Below are 21,194 nucleotides of genomic sequence, written 5' to 3'. Positions count from 1 at the left end.
GTGAGGAAAAATGCAAGCGTGAGGATAAATTGACACCCGGAAAGTCAATCGGCAACGCGTTTTGGATGGCAGAGCCGTTCGGAGCACGGCCGGCGGGGAGATAAAACAAGGGGTATGGATGAAACGAGGGGTTTTCCGGTTTTGGTTACAGGTTTACGGTAGAAGGCGGAAGCGACGGAGGCGAAGAAAATGGCCTACAATACGGTGGGACAGAGAGAAATAAGAGTGGACGCGGTGGCTAAGGTGACCGGCAAAGCGAAATACACCGCTGATTTCCGCGAGAGGGATATGCTGGTGGGGAAAATCTTGCGCAGTCCCTATGCCCATGCTTGGGTGCGTCAAATTCACAGCGAGCAGGCGAGAGCTCTGCCCGGAGTGGAGGCGGTGCTCACTTACGCGGATGTCCCCCACCTAAAATTCTCGACGGCAGGGCATCCCTATTCTTTGGACCCCGGGCACAGAGACAAGGAGGACCGCTTGATTTTGACGGATAAGGCCCGTTTTGTCGGGGATGCGGTGGCAGCCGTGGTGGCTGAAAGTGAACTCATCGCGGAAAAGGCCCTGCAACTGATCGAGGTAGAATATGAACCTCTGGAAGTTTTAACTTCCCCCGAAGCGGCCATGCGGGAAGACGCCCCTCTGATTCACGAGGCGAAACGCAATATCCTGTCGACTTTCGGCTATGAATTCGGCGATCTGGATCAGGCTTTTGCGGAGGCGGACCGGATCTTTGAAGGGGAATACCAGACGAGCGTAGTCCAGCACTGCCAGCTGGAAAATCAGATTGCCACGGCCCAGGTGGATGAAAACGGCCGGATCGTGATCACGACTTCGACTCAGATTCCGCATATTGTACGCCGGATTGTGGCCCAGGCTTTGGGAATACCCTGGGGCAAGGTTCGGGTCTTGAAACCCTGCATCGGCGGGGGATTTGGTAACAAGCAGGATGTCTGTGTGGAACCTTTGGCCGCGGCGATGACCCTGGCGGTGGGGGGAAGGCCGGTGCGCCTGGAGCTGTCCCGGGAGGAGTGTATGATTGATACCCGGACCCGGCACGCGATTAAGTACCGGATTAAGACGGGGGTAAAGCGGGACGGAAAAATAACCGGTATCCGGATCGAGGCGATCTCCAATACGGGGGCTTATGCTTCCCACGGGCACTCGATTGCCAGCAGCGGCGGCGGCAAATTCCGTTACCTTTATCAGGTAGACGCCCTCAAATATGAACCGGTGACCGTTTATACCAATCTGCCCGTGGCCGGGGCCATGCGCGGTTACGGGACGCCGCAGATCTTCTACGCTTTTGAGTGTCACATGGAGGATATTGCCCGGGGCCTCGGTCTGGACCCGATCGCCCTGCACAAAATGAACTTCGTGGAAACCGGTTTTGTCGACCCGATCGGAAAGAATAAGGTGCTGTCTTGCGGTATCCGCGAATGTGTTGACAAAGGCCGGGAAATGATAAAGTGGGATCAGAAGAAAAAGTTGTATAAGAACCAGAGCGGAGATAAACGCCGGGGGCTGGGTATGGCCTGTTTCAGTTATCAATCCGGAACTCACCCCGTGAACCTGGAGATAGCGGGAGCGCGGATCGTGCTCAACCAGGACGGTTCGGTCCAATTGCAAGTGGGAGCTACCGAAATAGGGCAGGGCAGCGATACGGTGTTCGGTCAGATGGCAGCGGAAGTTTTGGGTCTGCCTCTGGCTATGGTGCACGTGATTTCGACTCAGGATACGGATGTCAGTCCTTTCGATACCGGGGCCTACGCTTCTCGGCAGACTTATATCAGCGGGATGGCAGTCAAGAAAGCGGCGGAAGAGGTGAAAGCCAAAATCTTGGATTTTGTCTGGGGTATGACTGACACTCCGGCCGGAATGCTCGATCTGAAAGGGCAGAATGTGGTCTACAAACATTCCGGCGAGGTTTTGATGCCTTTGGCGGAGGTGGCCCTCCAGACATACTATGATCCGGTTTTTGCTCACCCGATCACGAGTGATACGAGCAGCAACGCACGCGTCAATGCCATGTCTTACGGGGTGACCTTTGCCGAAGTTGAGGTTGACCTGAAGACGGGCAAGGTGGAAGTTTTGGAGATTTACAATGTGCATGATTCAGGCCGGATCATCAATCCGCAGCTGGCCGAGGGACAAGTTCACGGCGGTGTGAGCATGGGTATCGGTTATGCGCTGTCTGAACAGCTGCTCTACGATGAGAAGACGGGCCGGGTGCTCAACAACAATCTGTTGGATTATAAATTGCCCACCATTATGGATACCCCGGAGATAGGAGCCGCTTTTGTTGAACTTGATGATCCGACGGGACCTTTCGGAGTGAAGTCTTTAGGCGAACCACCCGCCATTACTCCGGCTCCCGCCATTCGCAACGCGGTGTTGGACGCGACCGGCGTAGCTTTCAACCGTTTGCCGATGAATCCCCAAAGGGTATTTGAAAAGCTGCGGGAATCCGGAATCGTGGGTTAGGAAAAGGGGGTCAGCTACTTGTTTAATATTGCTAAGTATGATGAGGCCGGCAGTCTGGACGAGGCTTTGGCGTTCTTATCCGGCCATCCGGCAGCGAAAGTCATTGCCGGGGGGACGGATGTCCTGATCAAGATGCAAAACGGGAAGATGGGAGAAGCAGAGCTTTTCAGCATCCGCGGCCTGGCAGAACTGACTGGAATTAAGCGCACCGCGGACGGGGCGATCTTCCTAGGGCCCCTGACTACGTTCGCGCAAATCGCCGGGGATCCGCTTTTGCAAAAAGCGATTCCTGTTTTGATCCAGGCGGCTGTCTCGATGGGAGGGCCGCAAATTCGCAACATCGCGACTATCGGCGGCAATATCTGCAACGGCGCGGTGTCAGCCGACAGTGCTCCCACTCTGTTGGCGCTCAACGCCGAGTTGAGGCTGCAAAGTGCTGGGGGTGAGAGAAAAGTGCCGCTAAGGGAATTTTATCTCGGTCCCGGCAAGGTGGATCTGCGGCCCGGAGAACTTCTGATTGGGATCATAGTTCGCCCGCAGGACTACCTGGGCTATCATGGACATTATATTAAATTTGCTATGCGTAAGGCGATGGATATCGCCACTTTAGGGGTAAGCGTACTTTGCCGGGTTGAGGCCGGGGGGGTCTTAAGCGGAGTGAGGATCGCTTTGGGGGTCGCCGCCCCGACTCCCGTCCGCTGCCCGGAAGCGGAGGCCTTTGCGGAAGGAAAAACCGGCTCTGACGAGACTCTGGAGGAAATCGGCAAGTTAGCGGTCAGGTCGGCCAAGGCCCGGACGTCCTGGCGGGCTTCTAAAGAGTACCGGGAACATCTGGTGGCGGAACTGGTCCCCAGGGCGCTGAAAGAGGCAATGCGGACGGCCGGAGGTGAAGAACATGTCTGAGGTTAAGAGCATGCCCGAGGCAGAGGAAATGCCGGAGGCAGAAAGAATGTCCGAGGCAGAGAGAATGTCCGAGGTAAAGAGAATGTCGGATAAAAGGATGGTTCCGGAAAAGGTATTACGCCAGATATCTCTCACAGTGAACGGCAAGGCATTGACTTTGCACGTGGATATTAGGGAGTCTCTGCTCGAGGTGTTGAGAGAGCGTTTGGGCTATACCGGGGTCAAGAAGGGCTGCGGGGTCGGAGAGTGCGGAGCCTGCACGGTGCTCATCGACGGCACCCCCATTGATTCCTGTATTTATCTCGCCGTCTGGGCGGATGGCAAGGAGATCAGGACTGTTGAGGGACTTGCCGTCAACGGCAAGCTGAGCCCGGTTCAGGAGGCGTTTGTGGAAGAGGGGGCGATTCAATGCGGATTTTGCACCCCGGGTTTAGTGCTTTCGACGACCGCTATGGTCGAGAACGGCAAAGAATATAGCCGGGAAGAGATAAAAAGGGAACTGTCCGGCCATTTCTGCCGCTGCACCGGGTATCAAAATATCCTTAAGGCGGCGGAACGCGCCGTGCATGAGGCCGGACACCGCTGTGCCCACTGTAAACATGAGCAGGAAGGAGAAAAAGGTTGAGCGAGTGCCCGCCGAGAGGAAAGGCGAGGATAAAAAAGCGGATGACGCCGGCGAGTGCCGCGGAGCCGGGAAGCAGGCTGCGCTCAAGACACAAAGACAGGTACGGAGCCGGATGGCGCGGAGCACAGGTGGCATGACCGGCACAAGCCGGAGCCCGGAGGCGGGCAGCCAGGCGGCACGAGGACAGGGCCTTGGGGCAGGCGCAATCTTATGATCGAGGAGTGAGACAAAGATGAGCGACATAATGAGACCGATCCCATTTAAGAAACTGGTGCGTTGGGTTCTGGCCGAATATCGGCAGAGACAGACGATTTTTGGCGTCCCCGAAGGCAAATTCTTCAGACCGGCGCTCCATAAGACCATGAACTTGTTCGGGGCGCCGCTTGCCTCTCCCGTTGGACCCGCGGCCGGCCCCAACACCCAATTGGCGCAAAACATCGCGGCCGCTTACTTGGCCGGAGGCCGGTTCTTTGAACTTAAAACCGTTCAGATCCTGGATCGGCTGGAGTTTCCCAAACCCTGCATCAAGGCCGAAGACGAATGTTACAACACGGAATGGTCGACAGAGCTTTCGATCGAGGGGGCTTTTGCGGAATATGTCAAGGCCTGGTTCTTGCTCCATATGTTGCAGAAAGAAATCTTGCGGCAGCCGGGGCCGAATTTCCTGTTCAATATGAGTGTGGGTTATGATCTGAAAGGGATCCAATCCCCTAAAGTGGATGGATTCATTGAGGGGCTCAAAGAGGCTTCGGGGACAGAAATCTTCCGGGAATGCCGGCAGGTTTTGCTGGACGAAGTCGCTGAAGGAAATTTAACCCGGGTCGACCGTGCCTTCGTTGAGACGATTCCTTCTTCTCTGTGTCAATCCATCACCCTATCGACCATGCACGGCTGTCCGCCGGCTGAAATCGAGGCGATTGCCGGGTATCTCCTGAAAGAAAAGAAGCTGAATACATTGGTGAAGATGAATCCCACCCTTTTGGGCTATACTTTTGTGCGCCAGACCTTTGACCGGATGGGTTACGGTTACATTAAGTTGAAAGAAGAGTCTTTCAGTCATGATCTGCAATATGCGGACGGGGTGGCCATGCTGAAGAGGCTGAAGGAGGCTGCCCGCCGGGAGGGCAGAGGATTCGGGGTCAAACTGTCCAACACGCTGCCCGCGCGGATCACCCGGGGAGAACTGCCGGGGGAAGAGATGTATATGTCAGGCCGGGCGCTCTATCCGCTGACGATTAACCTGGCTTCAAAACTGGCGCAGGAATTCAACGGAGACCTATTGATCTCTTATTCCGGGGGGGCGGATTTCTTCAACGTCAAAGAGATTTTCGCCGCGGGAATTCGTCCCATCACGGTCGCCACCACGCTGCTCAAACCGGGGGGATATATGCGGTTGCAGCAGATGGCTCAGGACTTGGAAGTGCTTCTGGATGAAGGGGAAGCGGGCCGGATTGATTTAGGGAAATTGAAAGCCTTGGCGGATAGTGCCTTTGAGACGGCTCACCACCGCAAGGAGAGCCGGGCGGGTCAAAGCCGCAAGAGCGGCAGGAAACAGTTGGGACTGACGGATTGTTTTGCGGCGCCCTGCACCTTGGGCTGCCCGATTGAACAGGACGTGCCGGAGTATATTCGGCTGATCGGAGAAGGCCGTTTTGAGGAAGCATACGGGGTGATCGTCCGGCGAAATCCCTTGCCCTTCATTACGGGGACGATTTGCAACCATAATTGCATGACTCAATGCACCCGCCAGGATTACGACGAGTCAATCCGGATCCGTGCTTTGAAGCTGCTGGCCTCCGAGCGCGGTTTCGCCGGCTATATGGCGAAGATGAGCGGAGGCGGGAAGATGTCCGTTCCGGTCGGATCCGCTCACGTTCCGGCGGCGGGGTCTGGGGCGACCCCGGCCAAAGTGGCCGTGATCGGCGCGGGGCCTTCGGGATTGGCGGCGGCTTATTTTCTGGCCCAAGCGGGGCTGGAGGTTACGGTTTTTGACAAACGGGAAAAAGCCGGCGGAACCGTAGCTTATGTCATTCCGGGCTTCCGGATTTCCGCAGAGGCGATCGAACGGGATTTGGACTTGATCGCGCAAACGGGCGTCAGGTTCAGGTTGGGCGTAAGTCCGGATTTCTCGATCGAGGCCCTGCGGGGTGAGGGATATGATTATATTTACCTGGCCATCGGAGCAGGCAAGCCCGGCACTTTGTCCTTGGAGGGAGAAAGCGGCGGGATTAGGGGCGCGATCGAGTTTCTGGAAGAATTCAAGCGTGGGCAAGGGACACTCACTTTGGGTCGCCATGTTGCCGTCATCGGCGGGGGTAACTCCGCTATGGACGCGGCGAGAGCGGCTTTGCGGGTGCCGGGAGTGGAAAAGGTTTCGATCGTCTACCGTCGCACGCGGGCATATATGCCCGCGGATCGGGAAGAATTAGAGTTGGCTCTGGCGGAAGGGGTTGTTTTCAAGGAACTTCTTTCTCCCGTGAGCTTGCGGGGCGGGATGCTGCATTGCCAGGTGATGGTCCTGGGCGAAGAGGATGCTTCAGGCCGCCGCAGCCCGCTGCCGGAAGCGGGCCGGTTTGAGGATATTCCGGCCGATACGGTTTTGACGGCGATCGGCGAGCAGGTGGATCGCGAACTTCTGGTTAAAAACGGGATTGCACTCGATGCTAAGGGCGGGGTGCAAGTGGATCCCATGACCCTCAAGACGAATCTGGAGCATGTTTATCTGGGCGGGGATGCCCTTTACGGACCTTCGACCGTAGTGGAGAGCATCGCCCACGGGACCCGGGCCGCCAAGGCTATTCTGGCCGAGCTTGGCTTTGACCAAGCTCCTGAGGTCGGAGTGGGTGAGGACGCGGGGGAGAAGACGGTCGCCGGCTTTGGAAGGAGCGGCGCCCGTGACAGCACCGGAGCTCCGGCGACGGTTATCACAGAGGGGCAGAGGGCTGAGATTGCGGCCAAGAAGGGGGTGCTGCAAACTTTTGCCGGCTTGGAGCAGGAACCGGGCCGCTGCCTGGAATGCCAGGCGGTCTGCAACGTCTGCACGGAGGTCTGCCCCAACCGGGCCAATATCGCGGTTCAGGTTTCTGCCCCCGGCTTGAAAAATACCAACCAGATTATTCACATCGACGGCATGTGCAATGAGTGCGGCAACTGTGCTACTTTTTGCCCGACGGCCGGAGATCCTTATAAAGATAAGCTGACTCTCTTCTGGAGTGATGAGGATTTTAATAATAGCAAGAACTCAGGGTTTCTCCTGCGAAGCGGCGGTGAGGCTCCGAGTTTCAAGGTCAGGATCGGAGGGGATGTCCGGGAAGTCCGTTTTGACGAAAAAGGCGGAAGATCCGGTTTGAGCGAGGATGTGGCCGCCATGATTTGGGCCGCCTACCGTAACTACCCCTATCTGTTCTGATAAACGCACGGAAACCCGGTAAGTATTCTGTTTCGATCGCGGCGCGATCGCGGAAGCATGGGCGTCCGGAGCTCCCAAAGTGAAGTTGCACCGGGTGCGCCTCCTTTGTTGAGCAGCGCCGGCATGGGCGTCTGAAGTTCCGAAACTGTTTTTTGGCTTACCGCCACTTAGGCTTCTGATAAAGAGTAAGGAGGAAGGCCCCAGGCGGCCGTGTCAGGGGACGGGAACTTTTCCAAGGCCTCGGCAAGGGTGTGTACATTGACGAAGATGTGTACATCAAAGGTGTGTACATCGACGAAGAGGTGTACATTGATGTAGATGTGTACATCGACAAAGAGGTGTACATCCGGCCGCGGGACCGGTACCTTTGGTCTTGCCTCTGATTCGAGTGGAAAGTCATGTCGGCGAAGTAAGACCCTCCGGCGCGGCGCGGACCGCCGGAGGCTCGGCTGTACCGAGGAGGTGATGAAAAAAAACTGAAATAAGGCCGATCCGCGCAGACTTTTGTTCTTAGTGTTCATCTTATGAGGGGGGAAGTAGCAATGGCCAATGCCAAGCATCCTGTCGATGAAGTATTGCCTGCCAGCCAACTAATCTTGTACGGTTTGCAGCACGTTCTGGCCATGTATGCCGGAGCCGTCGCCGTACCACTGATCATTGCCGGAGCAGCCGGCTTGACGAAGGCCCAAACGGGTTTCCTGATCAATGCGGACCTCTTTACCTGTGGGATTGCTACTCTGCTCCAAACCCTGGGGCTGTGGAAACTGGGGATCCGCATCCCGGTCATTCAGGGGGTTACGTTTGCAGCCGTGACTCCCATGATCATGATTGCCAAAAGCGTGGGAATGGAGGGTATTTACGGGGCGGTCATCATCGGCGGTATCTTTACCTTTCTCACGGCGCCCTATTTCAGCAAACTCTTGCGCTTTTTCCCGCCGGTCGTGACCGGAAGTGTGATCACGGTGATTGGCTTGTCCCTGCTGGGCGTAGGGGTGGATCTGGCTGCAGGCGGAACTGGGGTTCCCAACTACGGCGCTTTTAAGTTTTTGGCCGTCGCGGCGGTTGTCTTGGTCTGCATTCTCTTGATCAACAAGTTCTTTAAAGGTTTTATTGCTAACGCCGCGGTTCTCTTGGGGCTAATAATCGGCTTCATCGTAGCCATACCCTTGGGCCTGGTGAGTTTTTCCGGCGTAGGGAGCGCCGCTTGGCTGCACGTGGATACTCCTTTCTTCTTCGGTATGCCCAAGTTCGATCTGGGGGCCATCATTTCCATGGTCTTGGTCATGCTGGTTACTATGGTGGAGTCTACCGGGGACTTCCTGGCGATTGGCGAGATTATCGAAAAACCGCTGGGCGAAGAGGATCTGACCCGCGGTCTTAGAGCCGATGGTTTTGCGACCTTTTTAGGAGGTATCCTGAACGCTTTTCCTTACACCGCCTTTGCCCAAAACGTGGGCTTGGTGGGCTTAACCGGGGTTAGGAGCCGTTATGTGGTCGCCACCTCGGGTGTCATCCTGGTTCTTATGGGGCTTTTGCCGAAGCTGGCCATGATCATTGCTTCCGTGCCCAATGCCGTGATCGGAGGAGCCGGAATTGCCATGTTCTCGATCGTGGCCGCGAGCGGGATCAAGACTTTGGCTCAGGTCGACTTCAAACACAACCGCTACAATATTTTCATTGTCGCTATCAGTATCGGGGTGGGTATGATCCCCCTGGTTTCCCCGAATTTCTTTAAGTATTTCCCGAGTTGGAGCCAGACGATTCTGCACAGCAATATTACCCTGGGTGCGGTTACGGCGATCATCCTCAATGCCTTTTTCAACGGCGGCGGCCACGAAGACGATATCAAGAAAGAACTCAAAGCCAACAGCGGTATTGACGCCGCCTAAGGCCGAGAAGGAAAAGGTGATGTCAGCCGCAAACCCGGATATGACACGGATACGACCCACCCAGGTGTGGTTTGGGGTATGTAAGGCTATTGCCGGGGTATATATAGATAGGGCCGGGATATGTCGGGATGCAGCCGGGACATGGCAAGGATATGTCGGGTTCGTATAGGTCCGCTGTCCGAAGAGAGAAGAGACCCGGGGTGGAGCGCCGGGGGTGGGAAGAGGTTACCCCTTCCCACCCCACGGCCCCTGCGGGGGGTCGTTCAGGCCGGGCGAAATATTCACTCGTATACAGTGTACACCAATGTATGGAAAATAAGCCTGCCAGAACCACTCTGCCTTGTTTTCCTCGGCCTTGTTTTAATGTAGAGCGATTGGTACTCAGTCTCGCGCTCCCGGTGGGGAAGTTGTTGGGAAGTTAAGGAGGGTTTGTCATGCTTTTGGTCGGTCACGGTACGGTGCTCACTTTGGGTGAGCCTAACCGGGTGATAACGGATGGGGCTGTGCTTATTGACGGCACTGTCATTAAAGAGGTCGGTTTGACCGGGGAACTTCGTTCCCGCTTTCCCGAAGCTTCGTTTATAGATGCCCGGGGAAAGTTGATCATGCCGGGCCTGATTAATTCCCATATGCATCTTTACAGTACGTTTGCCCGCGGGATGGATGCCAAAAGCAAGCCTCCCAAGAGTTTTACGGACATTCTGCAGGGACTGTGGTGGAAACTGGATAAGCTCTTGACTTTGGAAGATGTTTACTACAGTGCACTCGTCCCTCTGATTGAGTGTGTCAAAACCGGGACGACGACGATCATCGATCATCACGCCAGTCCCATGGCTGTGAGGGGGAGTTTGGACAGACTGGCGCAAGCGGCTAGGGAGACCGGAGTTCGTTCTGCTTTTTGTTACGAGGTGTCGGAGAGGGACGGAGAAAGGATTGCTCAGGAGGGAATTGCGGAGAATACCGACTTCATCTCCGCCTGCCAAAAGGCGCCGGACAGTATGACGGCGGGGCTTTTCGGACTGCACGCCTCTCTCACCCTCTCGGATCGGATTCTGGCCCAATGCCGTGAGGCGGCGGCAGCTTTGGGAGCGGGCTTTCATATTCACGTCGCGGAAGGCCGGGAAGATGTGGAGGACAGTTTGGCGAAATCCGGCCTGCGGGTCGTGGAACGTCTGCACAAGTTCGGTATTTTGGGAGCGAAGACGATCGCTGCCCACTGTGTGCATGTTAACGAACGAGAAATCGAAATCTTGCGGGAAAGCGCGACTCAGGTCGTGCATAATCCGGAATCGAACATGGGCAACGCAGTCGGAGCGGCTCCTGTGCTCAGGATGCTGGCGGCGGGGGTGCGGGTCGGCTTGGGTACGGACGGTTATACCGCCGATATGTTTGAGAGTGCCAAAGTGGCTAACCTTCTGCAAAAGCACGCGGCGGCCGATCCGAGCGTGGCTTGGGCGGAGGTGCCGGACATGCTCTATGGCAATAATCCTAAGATTGCGGGGCAACTGTTCGGCGGCCGTTACGGCGAGTTGAGTCCCGGGGCTAAAGCGGACCTGATCATCGTGGACTATTTGCCGCCTACCCCGCTGACCGGGGAAAATTGGTCCGGCCATCTTCTCTTCGGCGTTTCCGGCAGGGCGGTGGAAACCACCGTGACCGACGGCAAGGTGAGAATGCTGAGGCGCGAGCTGCAAGGGATCGACGAAGAACGGATCAATGCCCGGGCGCGGGAATTGGCCCAAAAGCTGTGGCAAAGAATTTAAGCGCGAGCAAGGATTTGAGTCCGAGGATCGCTTAAGAAGGCCGGCGTACCGCATTCCCCTGACTTGATCCAGAGGTCAGGCATACCTTTCAGCAAGAGGTTTAAAGCCGAAAAAGAACTGAAGTCATCAAACCGAAAAAGAATTAGGGTGGTAAAGGTGGAGAATGTTTTAGGGCTGCGCTGCCTGCACTGCGGCAAGGAATATCCCGCCAAGGCGGGAATTTTCACCTGCGAGGTCTGCGGACAGAAGGCGGGCATTTTGGATGTAGAATACGATTACGGCAAAATCAAGCGCAGCACAAGCCGCGAGTCTCTCGCTCGGGTCAAAGATCCTTCGATTTTCCGTTACCTGCCGTTTCTGCCAATCAGGCCGGAGACTCCCCGCCCCCATCTCAGGGTGGGAGGAAGCCCGCTTTACCGGCCGCCCGGTCTGGGCAGGGCGTTGGGTTTAGGTAAACTCTATGTTAAAGACGACGGTCAGAACCCGACGGCGTCCCTCAAGGACCGGGCCTCGGTGATCGCGGTGATCAAGGCCGTGGAGGAAAAAGCGACGACGGTCGCCTGCTCTTCCACCGGGAATGCCGCTTCCTCATTGGCCGGGAGCGCCGCCGCCATGGGAATTCCCAGCTACATTTTTGTTCCGGCCAGGGCCCCGCAAGGCAAGATTGCCCAGCTTCTTGTCTTCGGCGCCCACGTGATCAGCGTGCAGGGGAATTATGAAGACACCTTCCGGCTCTCCAGCCAGGCCATCGAGCGTTGGGGCTGGTATAATCGCAACGCGGCCGTTAATCCTTATCTCGTGGAAGGGAAAAAGACGGTGGCCCTGGAAATCGCCGAGCAGTTGAATTGGCAGGTTCCGGACTGGGTTGTGCTCTCAGTGGGGGACGGCTGTACGATCGCCGGAGTTTGGAAAGGGTTCAGGGACCTCTACAATGTCGGCTGGATCGATCGCCTGCCCAAGTTGGCGGGGATTCAATCAACCGGCTGCAGTCCTTTGGCGGACGCGTTCTTGGAAAACCGGCCTTGGCAGCCGGCGGAGGAGAACACGTTGGCGGACAGTATTGCGGTCGGGGTTCCGCGCAACCCGGACAAAGCGTTAAGGGCCGTGCGGGAATCCGGGGGCACCATGGCGGCGGTGAGTGACGGGGAAATTTTAGCCGCGATGCGGCTTTTGGGCGCGACCGCCGGAGTTTTCGGCGAGCCCGCCGGGGTTACCGGGGTAGCCGGGTTGAAACGTTTGTCGGCCGCGGGTGTGATCAAAGAGGAGGACACGGTGGTGGCCATCGTTACCGGAAACGGTCTCAAAGACGTGAAGAACGCCATTGCGGCCGTGGGTGAGCCCTTGAAAGTCGAGCCGTCGCTTGAGGCTCTCATTCCCAAGCTGGCGAAAGAGGGTTGGCGTTAGACGCACGGAGATCCGTAAAAACCGAATATCAGCGAGAAAAAATCGAAATTTGAGGGAGGAAGCAAGATGCCCAAGATTCCGTTCGGACCCACGTATAAAGAGATGCTTGATCCGGGGAGGATAGCCCCGGAAATTCGCCGGAAAGCTTTGCAGGCCAAGGAAGACGAACTGGACCCCATCAACCTTTTTAACATCACCTGGAAGGATGAAGTGGGTGAAGTCCACAAAGTCGTTTTGCCGAAGGAGTTAACCGGAACGGAAGCCAACATTGTCGTGCTGCTGGGTAAATATTTCCCTTCGGGTTCGCATAAAGTCGGGCCCGCCTACGCGACTTTGATTGAGGGCTGTGTGGACGGGGATATTCTGCCGGGTGAGCACACGATCCTGGGTCCCTCCACCGGCAACTTCGGGATTGGGGTCTCATATATCTGCAACCTGATGGGGTATGAAGCGGTCGTGATCATGCCGGACAACATGAGCAAAGAGCGTTACGAGCGCATTCAGAAATACGGCGCCAAGCTGGACCTGACCCCGGGTACAGAGTCGGATGTGATCCTGACCTTGCAGAGAACGTATGAATTGAAGAAAGATCCCAAGAACCGGCCTCTGGCTCAGTTCGAACTCCTGCCCAATTACCGTTTTCACCGTTATGTCACGGGCAATTCGGCGATAGAGGCTGTCAAAGGGGTCGGCAACGGGAGGATCGCCTGTTTTACGTCCGCGCCCGGATCGGCCGGAACCATCGCCGCCGGCGACCAAATTAAGCTGGCCTTTCCCGAAGCCAAGGTGGTCGCCTTGGAGCCGTACGAATGCTCGACCCTGGCCACCGGCGGGCGCGGCCAGCACCGGATCGAGGGGATCGGGGACAAGATGTGCACGTTGATTCACAATGTCAACAATACCGACTTTGTGGCTTTGATCCCGGATGATGATGCGGTGCGCGGGCTGAAGGTTATTCAAGAGGGGACGAAAGTCTTGGAGGAGATGGGCGTGTCCCCGGCGCAGGCCTTGGGGCTGAAAGATTTGTTCGGAGTTTCCGGCATCTGCAACATCCTGGGTGCGATCCGCATGGCTCACTATCTCAAGTTGGGACCGGATGACAATGTGGTCACGATCGCCACGGACGGATTCGACCGCTATCCTTCCGTTATGGAAGACTTGGAGCGGCGCTATCTGGAGACGGAGGATTTCGTCGTCCGGCGCTGGGCCCGGGACATTTTCCTCAAACCCAATACGGAGAACATCTTTGATTTTCGCGGCCCGGAGGCGAAGGAACAGCTTTACCGCCAAAAAGAGAAAGACTGGCTGCCTTTCGGCTATTCCCAGGAGTACCTGGACTCCATGAAGGAACCGGAGTTCTGGGAAAAAGAGTTTGCCAAGATTGAGGACTATGACGAGAAGATTGAGAAGCTGAGATGAGGTTGCCCGTGCCCGGCTGACTGATGAGGCAAAAAGCAAGGCCCCCCGTTCGGGGACCTTGCCTTTTTTACGAATTCCAAGATCATTCGGCTTGGGGATAGCCACACCGGGCGCCTCCGGCATATCAAAGCGGTGGGCGTTTTGTTTTCCGGGTAGTATCGTCGATAATACCTATTGGCGATAAAGAAAATAGTCGCAACTTAAGACAAATGTCTGGGCTTAAGCGACTAAACCCAGACGTTTAAGCTTAAGTGTCAAAACCGCGCTCACTACTGCCCGGAGATATTTTAAGTCAGTCGGGCGCGCGGACTGGCAGCTTGGCATGATTATTGCATAAGAGTCTGGGGTGTTCGTGCCGGATGATGATTATGGAGGAGTTAAAGAAATGAATACCCAAGACGAGAATGTTGTCTGGACTGCCAATTCTCTGCGAAGGGAGAGCGTGCCCCGAGTTTCCGCGGACCTGTTCAGCCCGGATCAAGTCAGGATAGCCCGTGCGTTTCACAGGACCCTGCCCGGCTACCAACCCACTCCTTTGCAATCCCTCGATACTTTGGCCAAGCACTTTGGCGTCGGTGGGATCTATGTAAAAGACGAATCTTACCGCTTCGGCTTGAAAGCTTTCAAAGCACTGGGCGGCTCTTATGCCATCGGACGTTACCTGGCGGAGCGGTTGGAGGAGGATATCGCCGATCTGCCGTTTGCGAAGCTGACTTCGCGTATGGTGCGGGAGAAACTGGGGAAAATTACATTTGCCACGACGACAGACGGCAACCACGGCCGGGGCGTGGCTTGGACGGCGAGGCAGCTGCGGCAGCGAGCGGTGGTCTATATGCCCAAAGGATCGTCTCCTTATCGGTTGGCCAAAATCCGGGAAGAAGGGGCGGAGGCCTCAATCAGTGACTTGAATTACGATGACACCGTGCGCCTCACGGCCGCAAAGGCTGGGCGCGAGGGTTGGGTCGTGGTTCAGGATACGGCCTGGGAAGGTTATACGAAGATACCCGGCTGGATTATGCAGGGCTACGGCACGATGGTTGCCGAGGCGATGGAGCAGCTGAGGGAGCGAACGGCGGAAAAGCCGACCCATGTGTTTGTGCAAGCGGGCGTGGGAGCCTTGGCCGGCTCTGTTCTGGGGTATCTGGTATCGTTGTACGGATGCGGGCCGGAGCGGCCCAAGACCGTGGTGGCGGAATCCGACCGGGCGGCCTGCCTCTACCGGTCGGCCTTGGCCGGAGACGGTGTTCCCCGATCCGTGGATGGTGATATGGATACGATCATGGCGGGCTTGGCCTGCGGGGAAGTGAATGTCTTGGGGTGGAATATTCTCCGCACTGCCGCCGATATGTTTGTGGCCTGTCCGGATTGGGTGTCGGTTAAAGGGATGCGGATTTTGGGGAATCCTTTGCCGGGAGATCCCACCGTTATCTCAGGCGAGTCCGGGGCGGTAACCACCGGATTGCTGTGGGCGCTCCTCTGTGACCCCAACCTGAGTGAGGCGAGGGAAGCCTTGGCAATTGACGGCAACTCCCGCATTCTGCTTTTCAGTACGGAAGGAGATACCGATCCGCTGCGTTACCGGGATATTGTCTGGAATGGGGTCTCGTCGGCGGCGCGCTGAAATCACGGGTGAAATGTTGGACTGAGGGAATACCTGAGGAAGGAAATCCCAACAAAAAGGCGAATACTAGGGAAAAAACCCGTGCAGGGTCGCTGGTGAGGGTGTGTGTCATGGATAGTTTGTACGACATCGAGACGACGGTCCGCCAAACGGCGGAGGCCATTGCCGCCGCCCTGAAAATCGAGGTGGAGATTGCCGGCGCCGACTTGACCCGGGTGGCTGGGACGGGCACTTACAGCAGCCGCTGCGGTTTTCAGATGGAGGACAGCTTTGTTTATCGGCACGTTCTGGAGAGCGGGGAACCGGTCATTATCGATAAGCCGGGGTATGATCCTCTCTGTGAGCCGTGCGCCAGCCGGGGCAATTGCTTGGAGTTTGCCGAGGTGGCCATGCCTATCAAAGCGGAAGGCTCCATTATAGGGGTCATCGGTTTGATCAGTTTCGATGAAGAGCAAACCCAGCGCCTCTTGGAAAATAAGGATTCGTTATTGCGCTTTTTGGACAAGATGGCGGAACTCATGGCAGCCAAGGCGATTGAACATCGCCAAAACCGCGAGCGGGAACTGTTGACAGGTCAGCTGCTGACGGTGCTCAATTTTCTCAATGACGGGATTCTCCTCACGGATGCGGAGCGTCGGGTGACTCATTATAATCGTTTGGCCCAAAAATTGCTGGATATTCCCGAGACTGAGCCCAGCACGCTTTTTCAGCTGCTGGATGAGAAAAGGCTGTGGCGAAGCGTGGAACGGGGAGAGGTTTTTTCCGGTCAGGTGAAAGGCAAGAGAGTGGCCAGCCAGTTTTATTGTGACGCGGTGCCGGTCGCTAACGGTGAGAGGATCGAGGGCGCCGTTATTACCCTGAAGGATGTTCAACAGATCAAGAAGCTGGTGAAGGCGGCTACGGAAACGGAGATCGAGACCCACTTTTCGGAGATCATAGCGGCCAGCGCCAAAATGAAACGTTTGAAAGAGGTGGCCCTGAAGGTGGCGCCGAGCAACGCCACCCTCTTGATTCAGGGTGAGAGCGGCACCGGCAAAGAGCTGCTGGCCCGGGCTATTCACCAAAGCAGCAAACGCCGGGACAATTCCTTCATTACGATTAACTGCGGCGCGATTCCGGAGAATTTGCTGGAAAGCGAGCTCTTCGGCTATGATGAGGGGGCATTTACCGGGGCCCGCAGGGGCGGCAAGTTAGGCAAGTTTGAGCTGGCCCATAACGGGACGATCTTCTTGGACGAAATAGGGGATATGCCCCTGCACCTGCAGGTGAAAATCCTGCGCGTGCTGCAAGAGCGGAGAGTAGAACGGGTGGGAGGGCTGCACTCGATTCCGGTGGATGTCAGAGTTATCGCCGCGACGAATCGTGACCTGGAAAGTATGGTCAAGACGGGTGAGTTCCGCGAGGATTTGTTTTACCGTTTAAATGTGATTCCGCTTTATATTGCGCCTTTGCGGGAGCGTCAAGAAGATGTTCCCCTCCTGATCCGGTTCTATCTCGAGCATTATTCTCAGGTCACCGGCAAGTCTGTGCGGGGGATCTCACCGGAAGCCTTGAGAATTCTCAGCCGCTACACCTGGCCGGGAAATGTGCGTGAATTGGGGAATGTGGTGGAATACAGTGTGACGATGACCCCCGGGGAATATATTACCGCGGAGTTCCTGCCGGCCAGAGTGCTCGAAGGCCCCCAGTCCGGACCGCAGCCCAAAACGTCTTTGAATCTGAAATCTTTGGAGAAAGAGGCGATCATTAAGGCTTTGACGGCGGCGGAAGAAGAAGGAAACAAAGAAGGGGCGGCCAAGCTCCTCGGGATCAGCCGGGCCACACTCTACCGTAAGATTAAGGAATACAACATTCGGGAACAAACTGTGTTTAAAGTGTGATTTGATGTTGATTTAAGTTTGATCCAACCGTGAGACTCCCACTTCTACAAGTGGGAGTGGTGCCAAATGTGTGAGCAGGCAGGTATCAAATAAAGCCTGAAGTCTCAGCCTGAGACGGACAGCGGTCAAGCCTCGGGTCTCATTCTGAGACAGCCGGAGGTCTTATACTGAGACAGGTATCCGGGCTTTGGCTTCCTCGGGTCAAAGGGTGCTGTCACCCACTGAGGGTGCTGTCGCCCTAATGGTGTGACCCGCTCGTCTTCGGGGACGGATCGGCCTTCCTCTTGGCTGGGAACCGTCTGCCGCGGGGCGGGAAAACTTGTCTCAGTCGCTTGCGCCCGGGCGCTTGGTGCCGGCCGAGTGTTCTTTGCCGGCTGCTTTCGGAGTTTCAACTCGCGGTTTGGCCCCTTTCTTGCATGGGAAATCAGTGATCGAATTTTTAAGCAAAGGACGAAGGGAGTTTAGGATTGAAGATGGATTATGCTCAGGTCTTAGCGCTGGCCAAAAAGTATGAACCGGATATCAGCCGCTTTTTGCGCGATATGATTGCCATTCCCAGCGAGAGCTGTCAGGAAGGGCGGGTGGTTCAGCGGATCAAAGCCGAGATGGAGAAAGTGGGTTTTGATCGGGTTACGATCGATCCCATGGGTAACGTTCTGGGCTATATCGGCCATGGGTCCCACTTGATCGCGATGGACGCCCATATTGATACGGTCGGTGTGGGGGATCCTGACTTGTGGAAGTACGATCCACACCAAGGGTATGAAGATGACGAGATCATCATCGGACGGGGAGGCAGTGACCAAGAGGGCGGTATGGCTTCCATGGTCTACGCCGGCAAGATCATTAAAGAACTCGGCTTGGAAGACGATTACACCCTGGTTGTGGTGGGATCCGTTCAGGAGGAAGACTGCGACGGCTTGTGCTGGCAGTACATTGTGAACGAAGATCGGCTTAAACCCGAATTCGTCGTGATTACGGAACCGACGGACGGGAAGATTTACCGGGGACACCGGGGCCGGATGGAGATAAAAGTGCTGACCAAGGGTATCAGCTGTCACGGCTCGGCTCCCGAACGCGGGGAGAACGCGATCTTTAAGATGGCCCCGATCCTGACGGAGCTGCGCGCTCTGCATGAAAATCTGCTTGACCATCCTTTTCTGGGCAAAGGCAGTTTGACCGTGTCCGAGATCTTTTTTACTTCTCCCTCACGCTGTGCCGTGGCCGACAGTTGCCGGATTTCCATTGACAGGCGCTTGACGGCAGGAGAAACGGCGGAGTTCGCTCTTCAACAAATCCGTAACCTCCCCTCGGTGAAAGCGGCCCAGGCGGAAGTTTCCCTGTATGGCTATGAACGGCCGGCTTATACGGGGCTGGTATACCCGACGGAGGCCTATTTTCCGACTTGGCTGATTGAAGAGGAACACCCGGTCTGCCATATGGTGCAGGAAGCTTACAATTCACTCTTCCATGAGCCGGCGGTTCTGGACAAATGGACCTTTTCCACCAACGGAGTTTCCATTATGGGGCGCTACGGGATTCCTTGTATCGGCTTCGGCCCCGGACATGAGGATCAAGCCCATGCTCCCAATGAAAGGACCTGGAAGAAGGAGCTTGTGAACGCGGCGGCTATGTATGCCGTCATTCCCCAACTTTTTGTGCAAAAGTATGCGGCCGCAATGCCGGAAAGTACGGAAAACCTGCTGCGGGTGGATTGATTTGAAAAAAACGAAGGAGGACAAAAAATGCAGACGATTTTTCACGGCAGGCATTTTATCAATCTGGAGGATTTCAGCAAAGAGGAAGTTGACACCATGCTGGAAGTGTCCTTCGACTTAAAGAAGAAGTTTGCCATGGGGGAACCGACCCCTTATCTGGTCAACAAGACCATGTTTCTTATGTTCTTCGAACAATCGACTCGTACCCGCAATTCGATGGAAGCGGGCCTGGCCCAGCTGGGCGGGCACGCCGGGTTTTTGGACAGCAGCAGTATGCAGGTTTCGCACGGAGAGAGCGCCAAAGACACGGCCATCATCCTGTCGCGCTTCGGCCATGCGATAGCCTGTCGCTATTGCAATTGGGGCTACGGCAATAAATACCTGAACGAGATGGCGAAGTGGTCCACCGCTCCGGTCATGAACCTGCAATGCGATCTCTACCACCCGTTCCAGGCTTTGGCTGATCTGATGACGATGCAGGAGAAAATCGGCAAAGATCTCAAACGGGTAAAGGTGTCTATCATCTGGGCTTACGCCGAAAGCCATAAGAAGCCGATTTCCGTGCCGGTATCGCAGATTCTCCTCTTCCCCCGCTATGGCATGGATGTCGTTCTGGCCCACCCGAAAGGCTGGGAGCTGCCGGACTGGGTGATTGAGCAAGCCGAAGCCAACGCGGCCAAGTTCGGCGGGAGTGTGACCGTCACGGATAATGAGGAAGAAGCCTACCGGGGGGCCAACATCGTGATTCCCAAGAACTGGGGCAGCTGGGTGACCGACCAAACAGGCGCGGCCCCGGTCGGAGCCACGGCGGTGATCGACGACAAGCTGAAAGCCCAAAAAGGTTGGAAATGCACGGAAGCGAAGATGGCTTTGGCCGACAAAGACGTGGTCTACATGCACGCGCTGCCGGCTGACCGTAATAACGAGGTTGAGGATTCCGTCATTGACGGGCCGCACTCGATTGTCTACGATGAAGCCGAGAACCGTATCCATACTGCCAAAGCGGTAATGACGTTATTGATGGGTGGAAGATAAACGTGAAATTAGCTGTTATTGCCATTGGGGGAAACTCACTCATCCGCGACAAGTCCCACATGGAAGTCTCGGATCAGTATGAGGCCGTCTGCGAAACGGCCAAACACATCGCGGAATTGGTCGAACGCGGTTATAATCCCGTGATCACGCACGGGAACGGGCCACAGGTGGGATTTATTCTGCGCCGGGCTGAGATTGCCTATGAGATGGGAGGGTTGCACAGGGTGCCCCTGGTCAGTTGTGACGCCGACACCCAGGGAGCCATCGGTTACCAGATTCAGCAGGCTATGGACAACGAATTTGCGCAGCGCGGCTTTGATTTGCGGGCGGCCACCGTGGTGACTCAGGTTTTGGTGGCGGGAGACGATCCGGCTTTCACCAAGCCCAGTAAGCCGATTGGAACGTTTTACAACGAGGAGCAGGCGGAGAGGATCCGGGTGGAGCATCCGGATTGGACGCTGATAAATGACGCCGGTCGGGGCTACCGGAGGGTGGTCCCTTCCCCCTATCCGTTGGAGATCATTGAACTTGGCATTGTGGATCGCTTGGCGCGCGACGGCTATTGTGTCATCTGCGCCGGCGGCGGCGGGATTCCGGTCGTCAAAGGGTCTGACGGCCGGCTCGGCGGGGTCGATGCCGTGATCGACAAGGATTTCGCCTCCAGCCTCCTGGCTGTCAAGATCCGGGCGGACCTCTTGGTAATTTCTACGGGGGTGCCCATGGTCTACCTGAACTTTGGCAAGCCGGAGCAGAAAGCTTTGGACCGGGTGAGCGCCGCCGAGATGAGGCGGTATATCGGAGAGCATCATTTTGCGCCGGGGAGCATGCTGCCGAAAGTGGAAGCGGCTCTGCGCTTTTTGGAGCAGGGTGGGAAAGAAGCGATCATTACCAACCCCGAGTCGCTGGCTGAGGCTGTGGAGGGCAAGACGGGCACCCACATTTATCCGGATACCTAAAGAGAAGTCGGAGGTCGGAAGAGGGGAGGCGGGTGACGGAAGTCTCGGATATCCGGTAGTCAGCAGCCGGTGGCCTCACAGGCAAAAGGGG

13 protein-coding genes are annotated in these 21,194 nt (G+C 56.2%); all 13 read left to right on the top strand.

The window, feature by feature from the left end:
* Positions 1 to 189: 189 nt before the first annotated feature.
* The 13 genes from xdhA (at position 190) to arcC (ending at position 21,103) form a co-directional block, all read left to right on the top strand.
* Positions 190 to 2,481: a xanthine dehydrogenase molybdenum-binding subunit XdhA gene (xdhA, locus tag MNU25_RS17750; RefSeq protein ID WP_240986284.1), complete on the top strand. Its 2,292-nt coding sequence runs from the start codon at positions 190 to 192 to the stop codon at positions 2,479 to 2,481.
* Positions 2,482 to 2,499: 18 nt separating this feature from the next.
* Positions 2,500 to 3,384, top strand: coding sequence for a xanthine dehydrogenase subunit XdhB (gene xdhB / locus MNU25_RS17745; protein ID WP_240986283.1), 885 nt, complete (start codon positions 2,500 to 2,502; stop codon positions 3,382 to 3,384).
* A gap of 97 nt (positions 3,385 to 3,481) precedes the next feature.
* Complete coding sequence (gene xdhC / locus MNU25_RS17740) at positions 3,482 to 4,009, top strand: xanthine dehydrogenase subunit XdhC (protein ID WP_240986908.1); 528 nt, start codon at positions 3,482 to 3,484, stop codon at positions 4,007 to 4,009.
* Between the two features lie 232 nt (positions 4,010 to 4,241).
* Entirely contained in the window at positions 4,242 to 7,418 is a 3,177-nt protein-coding gene (gene ygfK, locus MNU25_RS17735; protein ID WP_240986282.1) for a putative selenate reductase subunit YgfK, read from the top strand.
* Between the two features lie 542 nt (positions 7,419 to 7,960).
* Positions 7,961 to 9,307 (top strand): nucleobase:cation symporter-2 family protein, encoded by a 1,347-nt coding sequence (locus MNU25_RS17730; RefSeq protein ID WP_240986281.1) that lies wholly within the window; start codon positions 7,961 to 7,963, stop codon positions 9,305 to 9,307.
* 434 nt (positions 9,308 to 9,741) lie between these two features.
* Positions 9,742 to 11,070 carry a putative aminohydrolase SsnA gene (gene ssnA, locus MNU25_RS17725; RefSeq protein ID WP_240986280.1) on the top strand — a complete coding sequence of 443 codons (1,329 nt, stop codon included), beginning with the start codon at positions 9,742 to 9,744 and terminating at the stop codon, positions 11,068 to 11,070.
* 156 nt (positions 11,071 to 11,226) lie between these two features.
* Positions 11,227 to 12,474 carry a threonine synthase gene (gene thrC, locus MNU25_RS17720; RefSeq protein WP_240986279.1) on the top strand — a complete coding sequence of 416 codons (1,248 nt, stop codon included), beginning with the start codon at positions 11,227 to 11,229 and terminating at the stop codon, positions 12,472 to 12,474.
* Between the two features lie 66 nt (positions 12,475 to 12,540).
* A complete protein-coding gene (locus tag MNU25_RS17715) occupies positions 12,541 to 13,893 on the top strand; it encodes a PLP-dependent cysteine synthase family protein (RefSeq protein WP_240986278.1) in 1,353 nt (450 codons plus the stop codon).
* Positions 13,894 to 14,278: 385 nt separating this feature from the next.
* Positions 14,279 to 15,514, top strand: a complete 1,236-nt coding sequence (gene dpaL, locus MNU25_RS17710) for a diaminopropionate ammonia-lyase (RefSeq protein ID WP_240986277.1) — start codon at positions 14,279 to 14,281, stop codon at positions 15,512 to 15,514.
* 110 nt (positions 15,515 to 15,624) lie between these two features.
* Positions 15,625 to 17,394: a sigma-54-dependent Fis family transcriptional regulator gene (locus tag MNU25_RS17705; protein WP_240986276.1), complete on the top strand. Its 1,770-nt coding sequence runs from the start codon at positions 15,625 to 15,627 to the stop codon at positions 17,392 to 17,394.
* Positions 17,395 to 17,867: 473 nt separating this feature from the next.
* Positions 17,868 to 19,112: a YgeY family selenium metabolism-linked hydrolase gene (locus MNU25_RS17700; RefSeq protein ID WP_240986907.1), complete on the top strand. Its 1,245-nt coding sequence runs from the start codon at positions 17,868 to 17,870 to the stop codon at positions 19,110 to 19,112.
* A 27-nt stretch (positions 19,113 to 19,139) separates the two neighbouring features.
* Positions 19,140 to 20,147, top strand: a complete 1,008-nt coding sequence (locus tag MNU25_RS17695) for an ornithine carbamoyltransferase (protein ID WP_240986275.1) — start codon at positions 19,140 to 19,142, stop codon at positions 20,145 to 20,147.
* Positions 20,148 to 20,149: 2 nt separating this feature from the next.
* On the top strand, positions 20,150 to 21,103 hold the full coding sequence (gene arcC, locus MNU25_RS17690; RefSeq protein WP_240986274.1) for a carbamate kinase: 954 nt from the start codon (positions 20,150 to 20,152) through the stop codon (positions 21,101 to 21,103).
* The last annotated feature ends 91 nt before the right edge of the window (positions 21,104 to 21,194 follow it).

This window comes from Acididesulfobacillus acetoxydans (genome assembly GCF_902729405.1).
Classification (GTDB): Bacteria; Bacillota; Desulfitobacteriia; order Desulfitobacteriales; family Desulfitobacteriaceae; genus Acididesulfobacillus; species Acididesulfobacillus acetoxydans.
The sequence above is the reverse complement of the archived record's forward strand: the minus strand, read 5'-3'. Positions and strand labels throughout refer to the sequence as shown.